15 protein-coding genes are annotated in these 17,810 nt (G+C 74.2%); 6 read left to right on the forward strand and 9 right to left on the reverse strand.

Annotated features, from left to right (window positions below; all coding sequences use genetic code 11):
• Both ACZ68P_RS28930 and ACZ68P_RS28935 read left to right on the forward strand, forming a co-directional pair.
• The gene (locus ACZ68P_RS28930; protein ID WP_471011389.1) at window positions 1–918 is read left to right on the forward strand and encodes a LysR family transcriptional regulator; all 918 of its coding nucleotides are present in this window, start codon (window positions 1–3) and stop codon (window positions 916–918) included.
• 271 nt (window positions 919–1,189) lie between these two features.
• Window positions 1,190–1,909, forward strand: coding sequence for a leucine-rich repeat domain-containing protein (locus ACZ68P_RS28935; protein WP_471011319.1), 720 nt, complete (start codon window positions 1,190–1,192; stop codon window positions 1,907–1,909).
• Between the two features lie 86 nt (window positions 1,910–1,995).
• Here the strand turns inward: ACZ68P_RS28935 and ACZ68P_RS28940 are convergent, their stop codons facing one another.
• A complete protein-coding gene (locus ACZ68P_RS28940; RefSeq protein ID WP_471011321.1) occupies window positions 1,996–3,081 on the reverse strand; it encodes a S1 family peptidase in 1,086 nt (361 codons plus the stop codon).
• 563 nt (window positions 3,082–3,644) lie between these two features.
• Between ACZ68P_RS28940 and ACZ68P_RS28945 the strand changes: the two genes are divergently transcribed.
• Both ACZ68P_RS28945 and ACZ68P_RS28950 read left to right on the forward strand, forming a co-directional pair.
• Entirely contained in the window at window positions 3,645–3,896 is a 252-nt protein-coding gene (locus ACZ68P_RS28945) for a DUF6400 family protein (protein ID WP_471011324.1), read from the forward strand.
• Entirely contained in the window at window positions 3,880–4,113 is a 234-nt protein-coding gene (locus ACZ68P_RS28950; protein WP_471011327.1) for a hypothetical protein, read from the forward strand. Before ACZ68P_RS28945 ends, ACZ68P_RS28950 begins: the two co-directional genes overlap by 17 nt.
• Window positions 4,114–4,116: 3 nt before the next feature.
• Here the strand turns inward: ACZ68P_RS28950 and hypE are convergent, their stop codons facing one another.
• From hypE to ACZ68P_RS28980, 6 genes are read right to left on the reverse strand one after another with little or no spacing between them, the layout of a single operon-like run.
• Complete coding sequence (gene hypE, locus ACZ68P_RS28955; protein WP_471011390.1) at window positions 4,117–5,157, reverse strand: hydrogenase expression/formation protein HypE; 1,041 nt, start codon at window positions 5,155–5,157, stop codon at window positions 4,117–4,119.
• Window positions 5,158–5,194: 37 nt separating this feature from the next.
• The gene (hypD, locus tag ACZ68P_RS28960; RefSeq protein ID WP_471011329.1) at window positions 5,195–6,376 is read right to left on the reverse strand and encodes a hydrogenase formation protein HypD; all 1,182 of its coding nucleotides are present in this window, start codon (window positions 6,374–6,376) and stop codon (window positions 5,195–5,197) included.
• On the reverse strand, window positions 6,373–6,693 hold the full coding sequence (locus ACZ68P_RS28965; RefSeq protein ID WP_471011332.1) for a HypC/HybG/HupF family hydrogenase formation chaperone: 321 nt from the start codon (window positions 6,691–6,693) through the stop codon (window positions 6,373–6,375). The genes hypD and ACZ68P_RS28965 overlap by 4 nt, the downstream gene beginning before the upstream one ends.
• Before the next feature lie 10 nt (window positions 6,694–6,703).
• Window positions 6,704–9,295: a carbamoyltransferase HypF gene (gene hypF / locus ACZ68P_RS28970; protein ID WP_471011334.1), complete on the reverse strand. Its 2,592-nt coding sequence runs from the start codon at window positions 9,293–9,295 to the stop codon at window positions 6,704–6,706.
• The gene (gene hypB, locus ACZ68P_RS28975; RefSeq protein ID WP_471011336.1) at window positions 9,292–9,987 is read right to left on the reverse strand and encodes a hydrogenase nickel incorporation protein HypB; all 696 of its coding nucleotides are present in this window, start codon (window positions 9,985–9,987) and stop codon (window positions 9,292–9,294) included. The genes hypF and hypB overlap by 4 nt, the downstream gene beginning before the upstream one ends.
• A 2-nt stretch (window positions 9,988–9,989) precedes the next feature.
• On the reverse strand, window positions 9,990–10,385 hold the full coding sequence (locus ACZ68P_RS28980) for a hydrogenase maturation nickel metallochaperone HypA/HybF (RefSeq protein WP_471011338.1): 396 nt from the start codon (window positions 10,383–10,385) through the stop codon (window positions 9,990–9,992).
• A gap of 190 nt (window positions 10,386–10,575) precedes the next feature.
• Here ACZ68P_RS28980 and ACZ68P_RS28985 point away from each other — a divergent pair, with 190 nt between their 5' ends.
• Window positions 10,576–10,713, forward strand: coding sequence for a hypothetical protein (locus ACZ68P_RS28985; protein WP_471011339.1), 138 nt, complete (start codon window positions 10,576–10,578; stop codon window positions 10,711–10,713).
• Window positions 10,714–10,810: 97 nt separating this feature from the next.
• Here the strand turns inward: ACZ68P_RS28985 and ACZ68P_RS28990 are convergent, their stop codons facing one another.
• Window positions 10,811–13,657 (reverse strand): helix-turn-helix transcriptional regulator, encoded by a 2,847-nt coding sequence (locus ACZ68P_RS28990; protein WP_471011342.1) that lies wholly within the window; start codon window positions 13,655–13,657, stop codon window positions 10,811–10,813.
• Between the two features lie 573 nt (window positions 13,658–14,230).
• Between ACZ68P_RS28990 and ACZ68P_RS28995 the strand changes: the two genes are divergently transcribed.
• The gene (locus ACZ68P_RS28995) at window positions 14,231–15,835 is read left to right on the forward strand and encodes a S8 family peptidase (RefSeq protein ID WP_471011343.1); all 1,605 of its coding nucleotides are present in this window, start codon (window positions 14,231–14,233) and stop codon (window positions 15,833–15,835) included.
• A 98-nt stretch (window positions 15,836–15,933) separates the two neighbouring features.
• On the opposite strand, the gene ACZ68P_RS29000 is transcribed toward ACZ68P_RS28995, so the two are convergent.
• Window positions 15,934–17,796, reverse strand: a complete 1,863-nt coding sequence (locus ACZ68P_RS29000) for an NPCBM/NEW2 domain-containing protein (protein WP_471011344.1) — start codon at window positions 17,794–17,796, stop codon at window positions 15,934–15,936.
• Window positions 17,797–17,810: the final 14 nt, after the last annotated feature.

The raw sequence follows: 17,810 nt of genomic DNA on the forward strand, positions 1-17,810 counted from the left end.
ATGCAGGTGCTGAGGGCGGTCGTGACCAGCGGCTCGGTGACTGCGGCCGCGGCGCATCTGGGGTACACGCCCTCGGCGGTGAGTCAGCAGGTCGCGGTGCTGGAGCGGGAGGCCGGGGTCGCCCTGCTCGAACGGGTGGGTCGCGGTGTGCGGCCGACGGCGGCCGGCCGGCTGCTCGCCGAGCGCGCCGCGCTCATCAGCGAGAAACTCTCCGAGGCGGAGACGGCACTGGCCGACCTGCGAGCCGGGCGCACCGGCAGGCTGTCCGTGCGCTACTTCTCCTCGGTCGGGCCCACGCTCGTGGCGCCCGCCCTGGCCCGGCTCCGCCGCGACCATCAGGACGTGCGGGTCGACCTCCGGCTGATCGACCCCGAGGACCCGTTGGCGGAGGTCGAGCGGGGCGAAGCGGACCTGGCGATCGTGGTACGCCCCCGGCGCGGCGGCCGGGAGGGCATCCATCCGGTCCACCTGCTCGACGACCCCTACCTCGCCGCGCTGCCCGCGGACCACCCGCTCGCCGCGCGGCGCGTCCTCGACCTCGCCGATCTCGCCGGGGAGCCCTGGATCGGCAGCGAACCGCCGGGGCCCTGCCTCGACGTCATGCTGGACGCGTGTGCCGCCGCGGGCTTCACTCCCGCCTTCGTCGCGAGCAGCGAGGACTACGCCACCGCGCTGGGCTTCGTCGCCGCCGGCCTCGGCGTCGGGCTGATCCCCCGCCTGGGAGCGGCGGGCCGCCGCCCCGGCGTCTCCCTCCGCAGGGTCCGGCGCCCGGAGCCGGTCCGGACCGTCCACGCGGCGGTCCGGGAGGGCACCACGGCCCAACCGGCGCTCCGTACCCTGCTCGACGCGCTGGAGGAGGCCGCGGGGCGTTCCGCGCCGGCGACCGGGTCACCGACCCGCCGGCGCGGAAGGTCCTGAGCTCCGGGCGTCACCGCCGTGTGTAGGCGGCCGTGACCATGTCCAGCAGCCCGTCGCCCGGCTCCGGCATCGTGCGGGCAATCCGGCCGCCCCCTTCCGCACCCGCTTCAGCGAGGACGAGAGGGACCTGCTACCGGCGGTGGCCTGGTGGGACTGGCCCGTGGAGCTCATCACCGAGCACGTACGGTCGATCATGTCGGGCAGCATCGCCGATCCGGAAGCCGCAGCCCCGGACACCCCCCGGTCTGACGCGGGGGCGAGAGGACGGAACATGAAGGACACACTCGACCTGTGGCGTCGGCAACTGGGACACGTGCCCCCGTCGGTCTGGCGACAGGTCGAGCTGCGCGTGCTGATCCTGGCGGACAACGGGCTCCGGACCCTCCCGCCGGAGATCGGACGACTCACCCGGCTGCACACCCTGGACCTGGGACACAACGCCCTCACCTCGGTGCCCGACGAACTGGGTGGACTTCCCGGACTGAGCCGCTGCCTCTACCTCCACGACAACCGGCTGTCGCGGTTGCCCGACTCCCTGGGAGACCTGGCGCGGCTGCGCTACCTCAACGTCGGCGAGAACCCCCTCACCGCCCTGCCCGAGACACTGGGTCACATGACCGGTCTCGTCGAACTCCGGGCACAGCACGCCCGGCTGACGACGTTGCCCGACTCCCTCGGCGACCTGCGCGACCTGCGGGAGCTGTGGCTTCGGGGCAACGCGATCGAGCGACTGCCGCCGTCGACCGCCGGACTGCGCGAACTGCGCCACCTGGATCTCCGCGAGAACGCGGTGACCGAGGTGCCGGACTCCCTGGCCGGCCTGCCGCTCCTGCGCTGGATCGATCTGCGCGGCAACCGGCTCCGCCGCCTGCCGGAGTGGCTCACCGGGATGCCGGCGCTGGAGAAACTCGATCTGCGGTGGAACGGGATCGACCCCTCCCTGCCGGTGCTGTCCGCACTGGAGAGGAAGGGGTGCGTGGTCCTGGCGTGACCGCGCCACCGGGACCTGCGGCGACGCCCGACGGCGGGGCCGCCTCCGGCCGGAGGCGGCCCCGCCGTCGGACGCGGGTCCCGCTGTCAGCCGATCTCGGCGCCGAACGTCGAGAGCGCCTCGGTCACGGGCTGGAAGAACGTCTCCCCACCCGACGAGCAGTTGCCGCTGCCGCCCGACGTGAGGCCGATCGCCGTGTCACCGGCGAAGAGGGAGCCGCCGCTGTCGCCGGGTTCGGCGCAGACCGACGTCTGGATGAGTCCCTCGACGACATCACCGTTGCCGTAGTTCACGGTCGCGTCGAGTCCGGTGACCTCGCCGTCGTGAACCTGGGTGGTCGAGCCGCTGCGCTGCACCTTCATGCCGACGGTGGCGTCCCCCGCCTTCGTGATGGGCTGCGTGCTGCCGTTGTAGAGGTTGACCTCGCTCGGGTGCGGGGTGTCGCCGCTGTACTTCACCAGCGCGAAGTCGTTGCCGGGGAACTGGGAGTCGACCATCGAGCCGATCGCCGCGCCGCCCGCCGAGTCCGACCACTCGCTGCCGGTCTCGCCGCAGTGCCCGGCGGTGATGAAGTGCGGCTCGCCGCCCTTCACCACGTTGAAGCCCAGCGAGCAGCGCCCTCCCCCGGAGTGGATCGCGTCGCCGCCCGAGACGAAGGGCTTGAACTCGCCCGCGCTGCGCTTGAGTTCCGCCTTGGCGCCCAGGCTGTTCACGACCTGCCGCAGCTGCGTGAGCTTCGCGCCGGAGACTGTACGGTCGGCCGTGACGACCACCTTGTTGGTGACCGGGTCCGTCGCCCAGGCGGTGCCCGGGATGGTCGCCTTCTCGGTCAAGGTCTTCCGGGCGCCGGTCAGTTCGGCGAGGGTGTGCTCGACGACGCGGGCCTTGGCGCCCGCCTCGCGTACGGACCGCGCGGCGTCGTCGGACACCACGTTCACGACGAGCGCCTTGGTGGCGGCGTCGTAGTAGGAGCCCGCCTCGGAGGCGCCGAGGTCAGCCTTGAGGGAGAGGGCGAGCGTCCCGGCGGCAGGCGCCGTCAGCGCCTTGACGGAGAACTGCTCCGTACTGTCGGTGGCGTTCGCACTCTGGAACGAGATGCCCGCGATGACCAACGCGGCGACCGCGCCACCCGCCACGGCAGTCCTTCGCTTGGTTATGCGACGGTGCTTCAAAATGACCTCCTGTGGGGGGCCGTGCCCGGACGATGTGGGGTCGCCGGGTACGGAGGATGACCCGCCGCACTATTCCGATGCGTCGCAGTCGCACACAAGACCGCCTCCCGTACACACACGCGACAACTCGCGTGCGTTCACAGGTCCTTCACGGACGAGCCCCGCCCGGGACGCCGGACGGGGCTCTGCCGCAGACCCGGCAGAGACGGGGGCGGACCTCGCGGCGGACCGGCGCACCCCCGCATCAGACCCGGCACGGACTTCTCCCGCACCCCGCGCGGACCGGCGCGGCGGCCGGACAGCACCCCGGGGCCGCGGGGATCAGGGCAGGGGGGCGGTGTACGTGAGGTGTGCCACAGGAGCGGGAGGGCGGGCGATCACCCGCGGCCGCCCCGCCGGGGACACGGGTCCTCAAGTGCGCCCGCGCGCGCCCCTGTCGACCCCACGGCTCCTGCCGGAGTGCTCACGCCGCTCACGGCCGCCCCCTGAGACCCCCCTTCCGTACCCGGCGCCCCCTCTGGTAGACGTGGCGAAACCTGTTCGATTCCGCCGAAAGCACCGCCATGAGCCAGGGCACCGATCCCGACCGTCTCGTCTTCACCATCGACCTCACCGCCGAGGAGGCCCGTAGGCAGGCCGAAGTCGTCGCGGCTCTGGGTCCCGACTGGGACCCCGTGGCCGTCCTGCGGGGCGAGGAGGAGGCGCACGCCCTGCTCTACTCGGGGCTGGACGACGAGCAGCGGCGGATCCACGCCATGCTGGTCGAGGCGGGTGTGCTGCCGGGACAGGAGCCGGGCCGTGCGGCTTCCCATTGATCCCCACGCCGACCGGGCCCGACGCGCCTGGGTCGCCTGTCCGGGGTGCGACGACGCCCGCGACTGCGCGACCTGTACGCAGCGTCGCAACTGTCCGGAGCACTGGCGCTACCTGATCTCCAACAAGGGGCCGAGGGTCCACCTGCAGTGCCCGAACTGCACCCACACCTGGACCCTCGACACCGCCCGCGGCCGTGACCGCGGCGCGCGGGGCTGACGCTCAGCAGATCCGCGGCAGCTGCTCACCGAGCGGCATGTCGACCACTCGCGTACCACCCAGGCCGGTGCGGGCGACCACCATTCCCGGGTGCGCCTCGACGGCCTCGCCGATCACGGCCGCCCCGGCGCCCAGCGGATGCGCGCGCATCGCGGCGAGTACGGCGTCGGCGTGTTCCCGCGGGACGAAGGCGACCAGCTTTCCCTCGTTCGCGACGTACATCGGGTCGAGGCCGAGCACCGCGCAGGCGTTGGCCACCGGGGCGGGGACGGGGACGTCCCGTTCCTGGAGGACGACGCCGGTCCCCGAGGCGGCCGCGATCTCGTTGAGCGAGGCGGCGAGCCCTCCACGCGTGGGGTCCCGCAGCACGTGCAGGTCCGGTGTGACCGCGAGCATCGCCTCGACGAGGCCACCGAGGGCCGCGCAGTCGCTCTCGATCTCGACCCCGAACTCCAGTCCCTCGCGGACGCTCATGATCGCCACCCCGTGGACGCCCACGGGGCCGCTGACGATCACCACGTCGCCGGGTACGACGCGCTCCGGCCGGAGGTCGACCCCGGGCGGGATCAGGCCGATGCCGGAGGTGTTGATGTAGATTCCGTCGCCGTGGCCGGCCTCCACCACCTTGGTGTCGCCGGTGGCCACCTGCACGCCCGCCGCCCGCGCCGCCGCGCCGAGGGCGTTCGCCACGCGGGTCACGACCTCGGTCTCCACCCCTTCCTCCAGGATGAAGCCGCAGGACATATAGGCCGCGCGGGCCCCGCTCATGGCGAGGTCGTTCACCGTGCCGTTGACGGCCAGGTCGCCGATGCTGCCCCCGGGGAAGAACAGGGGGCGCACCACGAAGGAGTCGGTGGAGAAGGCGAGGCGGACGCCGCCGAGTTCGACGGTCGCCGCGTCGGTGGTGACCGAGAGCGCGGGTCCGCCGAAGGCCGGCGCGAAGACGTGCTCGACCAGTTCGGCGGAGAGGGCACCGCCCCCGCCGTGGCCCATCACCACGCGCGGCTGGTCCCGCAGCGGCGCCGGGCACGTCCAGGCGAGCATGTCGGGTGCCCGCTCCGGAGCGGTGACGCGGGTGAGCTCAGACAACGGAACTGCCCTCCAGGGCCGGGGACGGGGCCGTGGCCTTCCGCGACGGGGACGCCTGCGACGGGGACTGCCGAGACGGAGTACCGAGGTCGAGCCGCCGGTAGAGGTAGTAGGCGGCGCACGCCCCCTCGCTGGAGACCATGGTGGCCCCCAGCGGCGAGCGGGGAGTGCACGTCGTCCCGAAGGCCTCGCACTCGTGGGGCTTCAGCAGCCCCTGGAGCACCTCGCCGCTGCGGCACTCGGCCGGCTCGCGGGTCTCGATCCCCTCGACGGAGAACCGGTGCTCGGCGTCGAAGGCCCGGTACCGCTCCGACAGCCGCCAGCCGCTGTCCGGGATGACGCCGATGCCGCGCCACGCGCGGTCGGTGACCTCGAAGACGTCGTCCAGCATCGCCCGCGCGGCCGGGTTGCCCTCGGGCAGCACCGCGCGCGGGTAGGCGTTCTCGACCGTGTGCTCCCCGCGCTCCAGCTGGAGCACGGTCCGCCGTACGCCTTCGAGGATGTCCAGCGGCTCGAAACCGGTGACGACGATCGGCACCCGGTGGCGTACGGCGAGATCCGGGTACTCCGCCGTGCCCATCACGCTGCACACGTGGCCCGCGGCGAGGAATCCCTGGACGCGGCACTCCGGCGAGCGCATGATCGCCTCGATGGCCGGGGGCACCCGGACGTGGGAGACGAGCAGGCTGAAGTTGCGGATGCCGAGCTTGCGGGCCTGGTGGACCGTCATCGCGTTCGGCGGCGCGGTGGTCTCGAAGCCGATGCCGAAGAAGACCACCTCGCGGTCCGGGTTCCGCTCAGCGATCCGCAGCGCGTCGAGCGGCGAGTAGACGACCCTGACGTCACCGCCCTGCCCGCGGACCTGGAAGAGGTCCCGGCCGGTGCCGGGCACCCGCAGCATGTCGCCGAAGGAGCAGAAGATCACCCCGGGACGGGACGCGATCTCCAGCGCCTTGTCGATCACTTCCAGCGGCGTCACGCAGACCGGGCAGCCCGGCCCGTGGATCAACTCCACCTCGGGCGGGAGCAGCTGGTCGATCCCGTGCCGGATGATCGTGTGGGTCTGGCCGCCGCAGACCTCCATCAGCGCCCAGGGCCGCGTCACCGTCGCACGGATCTCGTCGAGCAGCCGCCTGGCCAGCTCGGGGTCCTGGAACTCCTCGATGTACTTCACCGCCGCACCTCTCCGGCGACGCCCTCGTGCGCCGGCCGCTCGTTTCCCGTCGCTTCGGCGGCCGACTCCCACGGGTCGCCGAACTCCTCCTGGAGCATGCCGAGGGTCTCGAACAGCTCCAGGGTCCTCCTGGCCGACTCCTCGTCCAGCCTCTGCAGGGCGAACCCCACGTGGACGATGGCGTACTCACCGGGCTTCAGGTCCGGCAGGTACTCCAGGCACACCTCCTTGACCACCCCGCCGAAGTCGACCGTGGCCATCCGGGTGCCGTCCCGGTCCTCGACGTCCAGCACTTTTCCGGGTACCGCCAGGCACATGGGTGTCTCCTCACTGTCGCTCTCGTCGTGGGGTGCCGGGGGCCGCGCCCTCGGTGCGCCGGGCGGCCACGACGAGCTGGCCGAGGGCCAGACCGCCGTCGTTCGGCGGGATCCGGCGGTGGCGCAGCACGGTGAAGCCGTCCTCCCGCAGGCCGTGGGCGCAGGCCGAGGAGAGCACCGTGTTGGCGAACACTCCCCCGCTCAGGGCGACCGTCCCCACCCCGGTCCCGCTCCTGGCGGCGGCGCAGACCGTACGGACAAGGCGGGCCACGGCGTGGTGGAACCGCGCCGCGACGACGGCCGCGGGCGCACCGTCGAGGACGTCCTCGGCCACCGCCATCAGCAGGGGTGCGGGGTCGGCGGTGAGCGCGTCGCCGGCCCCTCCCGCGTCCAGCCGGAACGCGTAGCGTCCGTCCTCCGCCGTGGCGGGTGCGCGCAGCGCCGCCGCCTCCAACTCGATCGCGGCCTGTGCCTCGTAGCCGGCGTGGTGGCAGACTCCGGCGAGGGAGGAGACGGCGTCGAACAGGCGCCCCATGCTGGACGTGGGCACACAGTTCAGCCCCTGCGCCAACTGACGCTCCAGAAGCGGAAGTTCCTCCGGCGGACAGGCGCGTGCGCACGGCAGGCCCGGGTCGGCGGCGATACCCGCGGACCGCAGGTGGGCGAGGGCCATCCGGTAGGGCCGCCGTACGGCCGTGTCACCGCCGGGCAGGGGTACGTAGGCCAGGTGCGCGAACCGGGTGAACCCGGCGTAGTCCGCGATCAGGAACTCGCCGCCCCATACGGCGCCGTCGAGACCGTAGCCGGTGCCGTCGAAGGCCACACCGATCACGGGCCGGGTGCCGTCGAGACCGTGCTCCGCCATCGCCGCGGCGACGTGCGCGTGGTGGTGCTGCACCGGGACGACGGGCCGTCCGGCGGCATGCCGGCGGGCCCAGCGCGTGGACCGGTAGCCGGGATGCAGGTCGGCGGCGAGCAGGCCGGGCCGTACGCCCGTGACGGACTCCAACTGGCGCTCGGCGGAGGCGAGGGCGAGCTGGGTGGCGAGGTCGTCCATGTCGCCGACGTGGGCGGAGAGCCATGCCTGACGCCCTTCGCCCAGGCAGAAGGTGTTCTTCAGGTCCCCTCCCACGGCGAGGGCGGGGGTGACGTCGACGGGCAGCGTGACGGGCAGCGGGGCGTACCCCCGGGAACGGCGCAGCGTCAGCTGCTCGCCGTCGCAGACGCGGACGACGGAGTCGTCGCAGGGCACGTGGATGGGCCGGTCGTGCAGCAGCCAGGCGTCCGCCAGGCCGGCGAGCCTGGTCAGCGCCTCCGCGTCGTCGGTGACGATGGGTTCGCCGGAGAGGTTGCCGCTGGTCATGACGAGCAGCCGGGGGCCTTCCCGGTCCGGCGCGCCAAGCCCGAGGAGCAGGTGGTGCACGGGGGTGTACGGGAGCATGAAGCCGAGGTCCGGACTGCCGGGGGCCACGGCCCGCGCCGGGTCCGCGCCGTGGTGCGGCCGGGCGTCGTCGCGGCGCCGCAGCAGCACGACGGGGCGGACGCCGCCGGCGAGCAGCTCGCGTTCGAGCGGGCTGAGGTGGACGAGGGGTTCGATGTCGGCGATGTCCGCCGCCATCATCGCGAACGGCTTGTCACCACGCGCCTTGCGCCGCCGCAGCTCGGCCACCGCGTCGGGGTTCGTCGCGTCGCAGGCGAGGTGGTAGCCCCCGAGACCCTTGACGGCGAGGATCGCACCGGCCGCGAGCATCCGGCGGGCGGCGAGGACCGGGTCGGGGCGCTGATCGGGGTCCGGCTGGGGACCGCTGCCGAGGTCGGGACCGCCGCCGGTGGCGGTACGGGCGTCGGCGGCGCCGGTACGAGGGCCGGTGCCGGTACGTGGTTCGGTGCCGGCACGCGGCTCGGGGCCCGGCGCCTGGTTGCCCATACGGGCGTCGCCGACCGTACGGGTCTCGCCGCCGGTGCCGGGCCCGGACCATGTCCCGCCCGGGGCGGTGACCAGGCGCAGCCGGGGGCCGCAGTGGGGGCAGGCGACGGGCTGGGCGTGGAAGCGCCGGTCGGCCGGATCCGCGTACTCGCGGGCGCAGTCCGGGCACATCGGGAAGCCGGCCATCGTGGTGTGCGCCCGGTCGTAGGGCAGCCCGGTGACGATGGTGAACCGCGGGCCGCAGTGGGTGCACGTGATGAAGGGGTGCCGATGGCGCCGGTCGGCCGGGTCCGCGAGCTCCGCGAGGCAGTCTGCGCAGGTGGCGGTGTCCGGGGGGACGAGGGTGCGGACGGCGCCGCCCTGGCGGGAGGGCACGATGGTGAAGCCGCTGCCGCCGCTCGCCGCCACGTCGGCCGTCTCGACGGATTCCACCCGGGCCAGCGGTGGCGCCTCGGGGGCCACACGGGCGCAGAAGGCGGCCACGTCCGCGGGGTCGCCCTCGACCTCCGCGACGACGCCGTCCGACGTGTTGGTGACATGGCCGGAGAGGCGCAGCCCGGTGGCGAGGGCGTAGACGTAGGGCCGGAACCCGACGCCCTGCACGACACCGCGCACGACCACCCGGCTGCGCCGCGGGGCGGTGTCGGGTGCGGTCGCCGGCCGCGCGGTGGTCACGCGCCGACCTGGGCCATCACCGGGGTGTGGACGCCGGAGCCCTCGGCCGCGGCGAGGGCGCGGTCCAGCAGGACGCCGGCGCCCCGGCCGTCGCGCACCGAGGTGAGGACGATTTCGACGCCGGGGTTGACCTGCTGCACGTTGTGGCGGAAGGCCGTCTCGTCGAACTCCGCCGCCTCGGCCATGTCGGTCTTGGTGACGACCACCAGGTGGGCGAGGCCGAAGGCGGTGGGGTACTTCAGGGGCTTGTCCTCCCCTTCGGTGACGGAGGCGAGAGCGACCCGGAGGGACTCGCCGAGGTCGTAGCCGGCGGGGCAGACGAGGTTGCCGACGTTCTCGACGAACAGCAGCCGGGTGGACTCGGGCAGCCAGTCGTGCAGGTGCCGGGCGACCATGTCGGCCTCCAGGTGGCACAGGCCGTCGGTGAGCACCTGCTTGACGGGGACTCCGGAGCGCGCGAGCCGTACGGCGTCGTTCTCCGTGGCCAGGTCCGCGGTGAGCGCGGCGGCGCCGACGCCCCGCTCACGGGCGAGCCGCAGCTCGCGTTCCAGCAGGGCGGTCTTGCCGCTGCCCGGGCTGGAGAGCAGGTTGACGAGGGTGGTGCCCCGGGCGGCCAGTTCGGCGCGCAGGATCCCGGCCGCGGCCTCGTTCTTGGCGAGGACGGCACGCTGGAGGTCGACGGCTCGGCACATGCTCAGCTCTCCTCGGAGATCGGTTGACGGCCTCGTTCGCGTACCGTCGCGGGGTCGGCCCAGCGGACCTCCCGGATCCGGAGTTCGCGGCCGGAGACGAGCTCGGCGGCCGCGGCCCCGCAGCCGGGACAGAGCAGTCGTGGCGGCATGCCGACCGCCCAGGACGTGGCGCACGGTTCACAGCGCGCGGTGCCGGGGACGGTACGGGTGATCAGCTCGGCGCCCTCGACGACGGTTCCGGCGCAGGCGAGTTCGAAACAGAAGGCGAGCGCGTCGCCGACGACGCCGGCCAGCTCGCCCACGTCCAGTCGGATGCTGGCGACACCCACGGCGCCCCGGGACCGCGCCGCCGTCTCGACCTGGTCGACGACGGCCACCGCGACGGACATCTCGTGCATCGGGCTCCGTCCTGGACGCGGGGGTGTCTCTCGGGCGCCATTAGAGGACGGACGGCCGGTGCGGACCCGCCCGCCGCGCCGGTCCGCGCGACGGTGTCGTCCGTTCGGTGGAGCACGCCGGGCGGACGGGCCGAAGGGCGGGCGGGTCGACGGTTGGGCGGGCCGCGCGATCCGCGGTCGCGCTGGGGCGGTGGTGCGGTCTCAGGGTCTCGCGGTCGTCAGCGACGCCTACGACTCCTGGTACACGTACGACCCGGAGCTGAACGGGTGGGTCGCGCTGGTCCCGCGGCTCCCGGTCGTTCCCACCGTCGTGGCGACCGTCCTGTAGGTCTCCGGGCCGACCACTTTGCAGCAGTAGGCGCGCCGCGGCAGTTGCGCCCGCGGGTCGTGCCCGGCCCGCTCCCGGGGCGTACCGGCCGGGCGGGCTACCTCCACGCTGTCCCGCCCTCCTCGACGGGGACGGCGGCGTGCGCGGCGGCGATGGCCGTGCGGGAGGTGACGTTCAACTTCCTCATGACGCTGGCGACATGGTGCTCGACCGTGCGGGTGGACAGGACGAGACTCTCGGCGATCTCGCGGTTCGCCCGGCCGCGGGCGACGAGTACGGCCACCTCCTCCTCCCGAGGGGAGAGCCGGTCCCCGTAGCCGAGGCGCCCGCGCCGGTGTGTGGTCACGACGTCGTGGCGGCGCAGGAGCCGGTGGCAGCGGGCCACGTCCCAGCGCGCCCCGAGGTCCTGGTAGACGGTGATCGCGGCCCGCACGGTCGCCGCCGCCTCCTCCTGCCCGTCGTGGAAGAGGCACCGCCCGCGGGCCTCCGTCGCGCGGGCCGCGTCGAAGGGGCGGCCCAGCCGCCGCCAGGCGGCCTCCGCACCGTCCAGCAGCGTGGCGGCCTCGGCGGGGCGGCCGTCCGCCTCCGCCAGCAGGGCCCGGCCCACGGCGAGCGCGGCCGAGGCGGCCGGGGCGTCGCAGTCGGCGGTCCCGGCGGCGAAGTCCTCGACGAGCCGGTGCGCCCGCGCGCTCTGCCCGCTGCCGTGCAGCGCCTCGACGGCGGTGGGGACGACCTCGGTGGCCCACACCCAGCCGCCGGTCCGGTCGAGGTGGTGCAGCGCCGTCTCCACCGCGTCGCAGGCCCGTCCGGGCCGCCCCGCCTGCAGGTGCAGACGGGCGAGGGCCGCGGCGGAGGCGGTGAGGATGAACCCGGTGTCGTAGCGGGTGGTACGGGCGGCCTCGGCGAGGTCGCGGCGGGCGGTGAGCACGTCGCCGAGGACGTGGAGCGCGGTGAGTCCGCGCACGAGCATGGCCTCGGCGGTCAGGTCGGGGATGTCGCGGTACGCGCGGGTGGCACGGTCGGCGGCTTCGTGCAGGTCGGCCCACCGCCCCTCGTGCCAGTCGACGACCAGGCGCGCGGTCTGCGTCAGCCCTTCCAGGTACGGGCTGAACGTGGCGGCGAGTCCGGCACGGGCGCGGTCCAGGAACTCCCGGGCCCGCGCGGTGTGCCCGAGGGCGGTGGTCGCGTGCGCCAGGTTGGCCCACCCCCGGGCCTGTTGGGCGGCCTCCAGGGCGGAGGCCGCCGGACGGCGCAGCTCGTCGGCGCAGGCCCATGCCCGCCGGTCGCCGAGGAGCATCAGGGCCGTGACGCGGTTCGCGGCGACCGCTGCCCGGGTCACGGGCTCGGTCAGTGTGTCGCCGACGGCCCCGACCTTCTCCAGCCAGCTCCGATGGCGGCTGACCGGCCACCCCTTGATGGAGGGGATGGCCGCCACGGACATCGCCCGGGCGGCCGTCTGCGGATCGGACGCCTCCAGGTCGGGGATGGCGCGGGCGATCTCGTTCAGGCTGTCGAGCGGCGCGGCGCTCTGGTTGCGCAGGACGACACTCAGGTGGAGACGGATCTCTCCGCGCAGCCGGGCCGGCGGAGCGTCCTCCTCCAGGACGCGCCGGACGGCGTTCACCACGTCGTCGCCGGCGCGGGCGAGCTGGGCGGTGCGGGCGAGCTTCGCGGCGGTGCGGATACGGGTGGCGGCCCGGGGCTCCTCGGCGATGGCCGTGGTGTACCGGGCCGTGGCGGCGGCGTAGTCGCCCTCGGCCGCGGCCCGGTCGGCCGCCGCGACCAGGTACCGGGCGGCATCCCCGGGCCGGCCGGCCGTGCGGTACAGACGGGCCAGGTCCGCCAAAGGCAGGGGTCTTTCCACCCGGTGCAGCGCGCGTGCGGCACGCAGGGCGAGCCGCTCCAGCCGGGGCCCGGGGATCTCCTCGTACACCGCCTGACGGTCCAGGGGGTGCCGGAACCCCGCCCGGCGTCCGTCGATCCGCAGCACCGCGCACCGGACGGCGAGGGCCACGGCCCGCTCGGCGTCCCCGGCCGGCACCCCCGCCGCCTCGGCCAGCACGTCCACGGCGACCGGCCGGTCGAGGAGCGCCGCCGCCTCCACCATCCGGTCGGCGTCGTCGGTGAGCGGCCCGCGCCGCCGGGCCAGGTCCCGCCGGAGGATCGGCGGCACCCCGGCCGCGCTCACGTCCGCCGCCCCGACCGGCCCGCCGTCGCGTCCGACCTCCCGCAGCAGGGCCTCGACCGCGCCGGGCAGACCGCCCGTACGGCCGTGCACCAGCTCGGTGAAGCCGGGTTCGGCGGTACGCCCGCCGAGCCGTCTTCGGACGTACTCCCCCGTCTCCCGCGCGGTCCAGGGCCGGACGACCACCTCCTCCGTCCGAACCCGGCACCCGGCCCCGATGCCGAGGACGGGCAGGCCGGGGGCGGCGCGTTCGGTGAGGACCAGCCGGAGGGCCGACGGCATGGACGCGGTGAGGTGACGCAGTACGTCGAGGGTGCGGGCGTCCGCCGCGTGCACGTCCTCCACGACCAGCACGGTCGGGCCCAGAGCGGCGAGCAGGGCCCGTACCCCCCGTGCGAACAGGCCCTGCTCCAGCGCCGGGTCGAACTCCTCCGGCGGCGGCAGTCGGTCCGCGAGCTCCGGGACCACCGTCCCGACGACCCCGGTCACCGGCGGCAGGACGAGGTCCGGCCGGTACGGCAGTCCGGCCAGCGCGTCGACGACGGCGGAGAGGCAGGGCTCCACCGCCGGGTCGGGGCAGGTTCCGCGCAGGTGCGTCCAGTCCGCGCACACCTGGTCGGCCAACAGCGCGTCCACCAGCCGGGAGGCGCCCGCCCCGGCCTCCCCGCGCACGATCGCCAGGCATGGGCCCCGCCCGATCACCGAGCGGAGGCGACCGAGTTCCGCCTCGCGACCGACGAGACCGGCAGGACCTTCCACTGACTCCTCCTCCACGCCCGAGGACGCCCTTCACCCGACACCGTTCACCCGACGCGTACGCCCGAGACCGCACGCCTTCCGTCGTCCGTCGTCTCCCGCCGGTCATCCGCGTTCGACTCCGGCTGCCACACCTGGCCCTCCCGACCCGCCGCGTGAGCAGGTGGTGGGTGGTCTACCGGCTCGCCACCCCCGACGCAATAGGGGTTCGCCACCCAAGGATTGACGGGGCTTGCCGGACCGTGCGTCCCACACCCCGGCCCCGGATCGCGGCGCTCCGCTCTCCCACTCTTTGGGTAGCGCTACGGATTGCCCGGTTCCCCTCCCTCGTCCGAAGCTCTGGGCGGTCGGACGACGTCCTCGCCTCGCCCCTGCCGGTCCACGGCCGGCAGGACCGGGTGTCCGGGGGGCGGCTGCCCCCACGCAGCCGTACGACGTGGTCCGACCCGGTGCCGCACGGAGTCCCGTTCCGTGCGGCACCCACACCACCGCTCGCGAACGTCCGACACCACCGGCCACTCCTGTCATGAGCCCGACAGGCGTGTGCTCCTCCGGATCGCTCTCAAGGGAGAACCCATGCGTTTCGACGCTCTCGCCGTCCGGCAACTGCTCGCCGCCGGCGCCAGTGCCGCCTTGCTCGTCGGGGCCGGCGCCACCGCCGGAGCCGCCGAGGCCGCACCCGTACCCCCGGGCGGCGAGGGCCGCATCGTCGGCGCGGACCGCCCCGGGGCCATCGACGGCTCCTACATCGTCACCTTCCGGGACTCGGTAGCCCGCACCGACATACCCGCCGCCGCCACGGCCCTGGCCAAACGGCACGCGGGCAGCGTGCGGCACACCTACACCGCCGCCCTGCGCGGCTTCGCGGTCACGATGACCGAGGAGAAGGCGAAGGAGCTGGCCGCCGATCCGTCCGTCGCCCGCGTGGAGGCCGACGGCGTCGCCCACGCCGCCGACACCCAGACCGACCCGCCGTCCTGGGGCCTGGACCGCATCGACCAGCGCTCCCTGCCGACGGACGCGCGCTACACCTACGCCACCACCGCGTCCAACGTCACCGCGTACGTCCTGGACTCCGGCGTCCGTCTGAGCCACCGCGACTTCGGCGGCAGGGCGGCCAGCGGCTACGACTTCATCGACGACGACTCCAACGCCTCCGACTGCCACGGCCACGGCACCCATGTCGCGGGGACGGTTGGCGGCGGCTCGTTCGGCGTCGCCAAGGGCGTGAAGCTCGTCAGCGTCCGGGTGCTGAACTGCCAGGGCAGCTCCGGCAGCAGCTGGGCCCCGGTGCTCGCGGGCATCGACTGGGTCACCAAGAACGCGGTCAAGCCGGCGGTGGCCAACATGAGCATCGGCGGCGGCAAGAACCAGTCCGTCAACGACGCGGTGGCCTCATCCATCGCGTCCGGGGTCACCTGGGTCGTCGCGGCGGGCAACAACAACGGCGACTCCTGCCAGTACTCACCGGCGTCCACGCCGACGGCCATCACGGTCGGCGCCACCACGAGCAGAGACGCCCGCGCCACCGGCTGGTCCAACGGCCAGGGGTCGAACTACGGCTCCTGCCTGGACCTCTTCGCCCCGGGCGACTCCATCGTCTCCACGTCCCACTCGGGCGACACCGCCTCCCGCTCCGACAGCGGCACCTCCATGGCATCCCCGCACGTGGCGGGCGCGGCGGCGCTGATCCTCGCCGCGAACCCGACCTGGTCGCCCGCCCAGGTCCGGGAGAAGCTGGTGGCCGACGCCACCGCCGACAAGGTCACGGACGCCCGCACGGGCTCCCCGAACCGTCTCCTGTACACGGGTGGCGGCACCACCCCGCCGCCCACCGGGCCGCGCTTCGAGAACACCGACGACCACACCATCCGTGACAACGCCACCGTCGACTCCCCGCTCACCGTGACCGGCGTGGGCGGCAACGCCCCGTCCGGCCTCGCCGTCGCGGTGGACATCCGGCACACCTACCGCGGCGACCTGCGCGTGGAACTGATCGCCCCCGACGGCTCCGCGTACCTCCTGAAGGACTACAACAGCAACGACAGCGCGGACGACGTCCGGACCACCTACACGGTCAACGCCTCCGGTGAGACCGCCGACGGCACGTGGAAGCTGCGCGTCACCGACAACTGGACGAACGACACCGGGTACGTCAACGCCTGGTCGCTCCAGTTCTGACCCGCCGCCCCCGCCCACGGCGCCGGCCTCCTGCTCCTCCAGGAGGCCGGCGCCGGTGGACTTTCCGGGCCGGGCGGCAGGGCGGGGTCAGGGCGTCGTCAGCGGCCCGCGAGCAGGACCGCGTCGCCCCAGGCGCCGTACGGGGTGTCCGACGTCCCGCACGTGCCCTCCACCTTCTCGGCGGTCAACTGCAGGGTCTCCACCCCGGTCACGTCGATCTCGATGCTCGCCGTCGCGGCCCGGGTGACCCGGACCGCGGTGCGGCGCTCGCCGTCCGCCACGACCACCATCTCGGCCGTGATGTCGTCCGGGGTGTGCGGCTGGAGCCCCGCCTTCGCGACGAGGGCCGTGAACCGGCCGTTCAATGCGTAGGTCACGCTCGCCGGTTCCCCCTCACACCCGACCCAGGCCCCCGTGGAACGCGGAAAGCCCTCCCCCGCCAGGACGGCGTCCACGTGCTGCCCGGAGGAACCACCGCCCCGGTCGGTCGGCGTGAGGTCGAACAGCGGCATGCTCCTCACCACGGCGTCGCGGCGCCACCGCACGGAGAGGTCCACGAGCCTCGCCTCCGGGGTGCTGTCGTTGACCAGGAGGTCGCCGGCCTGCAGGGACCACTCGGCCACGCCCAGGAAGTACAGGTAGCGCAGTGCCTTCACGGCGCCCAGCTGCTCCTGCGGAAGCCGCAGGCTGTCCGCGGACTGATGGATGGCCCGTGACGGATCCACCCCCCACGCCCTGACACCCGTCTCCAACGACCGCGCCAGGCACTCGCGCAGTCCGCCGAGCTCGGCCGCCGCACCGGCGGCGTCGGCGTCCGCCGCGCGGCCGGCGGTCGCCCACACCGACGTGGACGTCTTCGCGAGGCAGTCCACGTTCGCGAGGCCCAGGGTCTTGCCGGCACCGACCGGGACGTCACCGCCGGCGGCGAGGAACACCTCCGTGGTCAGCCACAGGGCGAGCGCCCCGGTGTCACGCCGGGCCCACCCCTGGATGACACCGGCCTGCCGCGCGGGGCGGTCGAAGACGACCGTGGCCGAGCCAGCGCTGATGAGCGGCACACGGTTGCTCGCCCGCACCGCCGCGACCTGCTGGAAGACGCCGGAGACCCCCTCCGTCCACGACGAGGACGTCATGCTGTCGTACGGCCGGTCGAAGACGACCGACACCGGGTATCCGCGGTTATTGGCGATCTCCAGCACCAGCTTGTCGCCGTCGCCGTGACCGCAGGCGAAGATCTGCGCGTTGTCGTCGGTCACGGTGGTCACGTCCTTGACCCAGTCGGGGACCTTCGGCCGGCCCGAACAGTCCGGCTTGGCGGCACGGGTCCCGAGCAGCCGTCCCGCCTGGTACTCCGCCCAGGAGGCCGCGCCCACCACGTCCTCGACGCGGTCGACGATCCAGGTCTTCCAGGAGAAGCCCTCAAGGGTCGCCGTCAGCACGCGCGCGTCCGCGTCGGGCTCGGTCGCGACCGGATACCACCTCTTCGTCTCCGGGTCGTACGTGACGACCCGCGCCGTGGCCCCCTCGGGCACCGCCGCGGGGTCGTACGGCATCGTCAGTGTCACCTCTCCGGACGGCGGCGCGTCCGCGTGCACGTCCCACACCGGCGCGGAGCGGGCGAGCGTGCCCAGCTGCTCCACGGGCGCACCGGACGCCTCGGCGACGTCCACCCGCATGCCGACGGGCAGCGCCCCACCCGCCACGCGAACCCCGAGACCCCGCGGGCCCTTCAGCGTCAGACCGTCCGCCGCGACGGTCCCCGACACGGCGGGCGCCGAGGCCGAGGCGGAGGCGGACGCCGCCTTTCCGCCCGACGTCGTCCTGTCGTCGGAGCCGTTGCCCGGCGAGCAGGCCGCGAGGGCCATGAGCAGCCCGAGGACGAGGAACCTCCGGGTCCTCGTCGAGCCGCCCCCTCCGCCCCGTGTCGCCGCGGACGTCTTTCCGTACGAGATTCCCGGCAAAGCCCCTCCTTTGT

Source organism: Streptomyces sp. NPDC036822 (assembly GCF_055609145.1).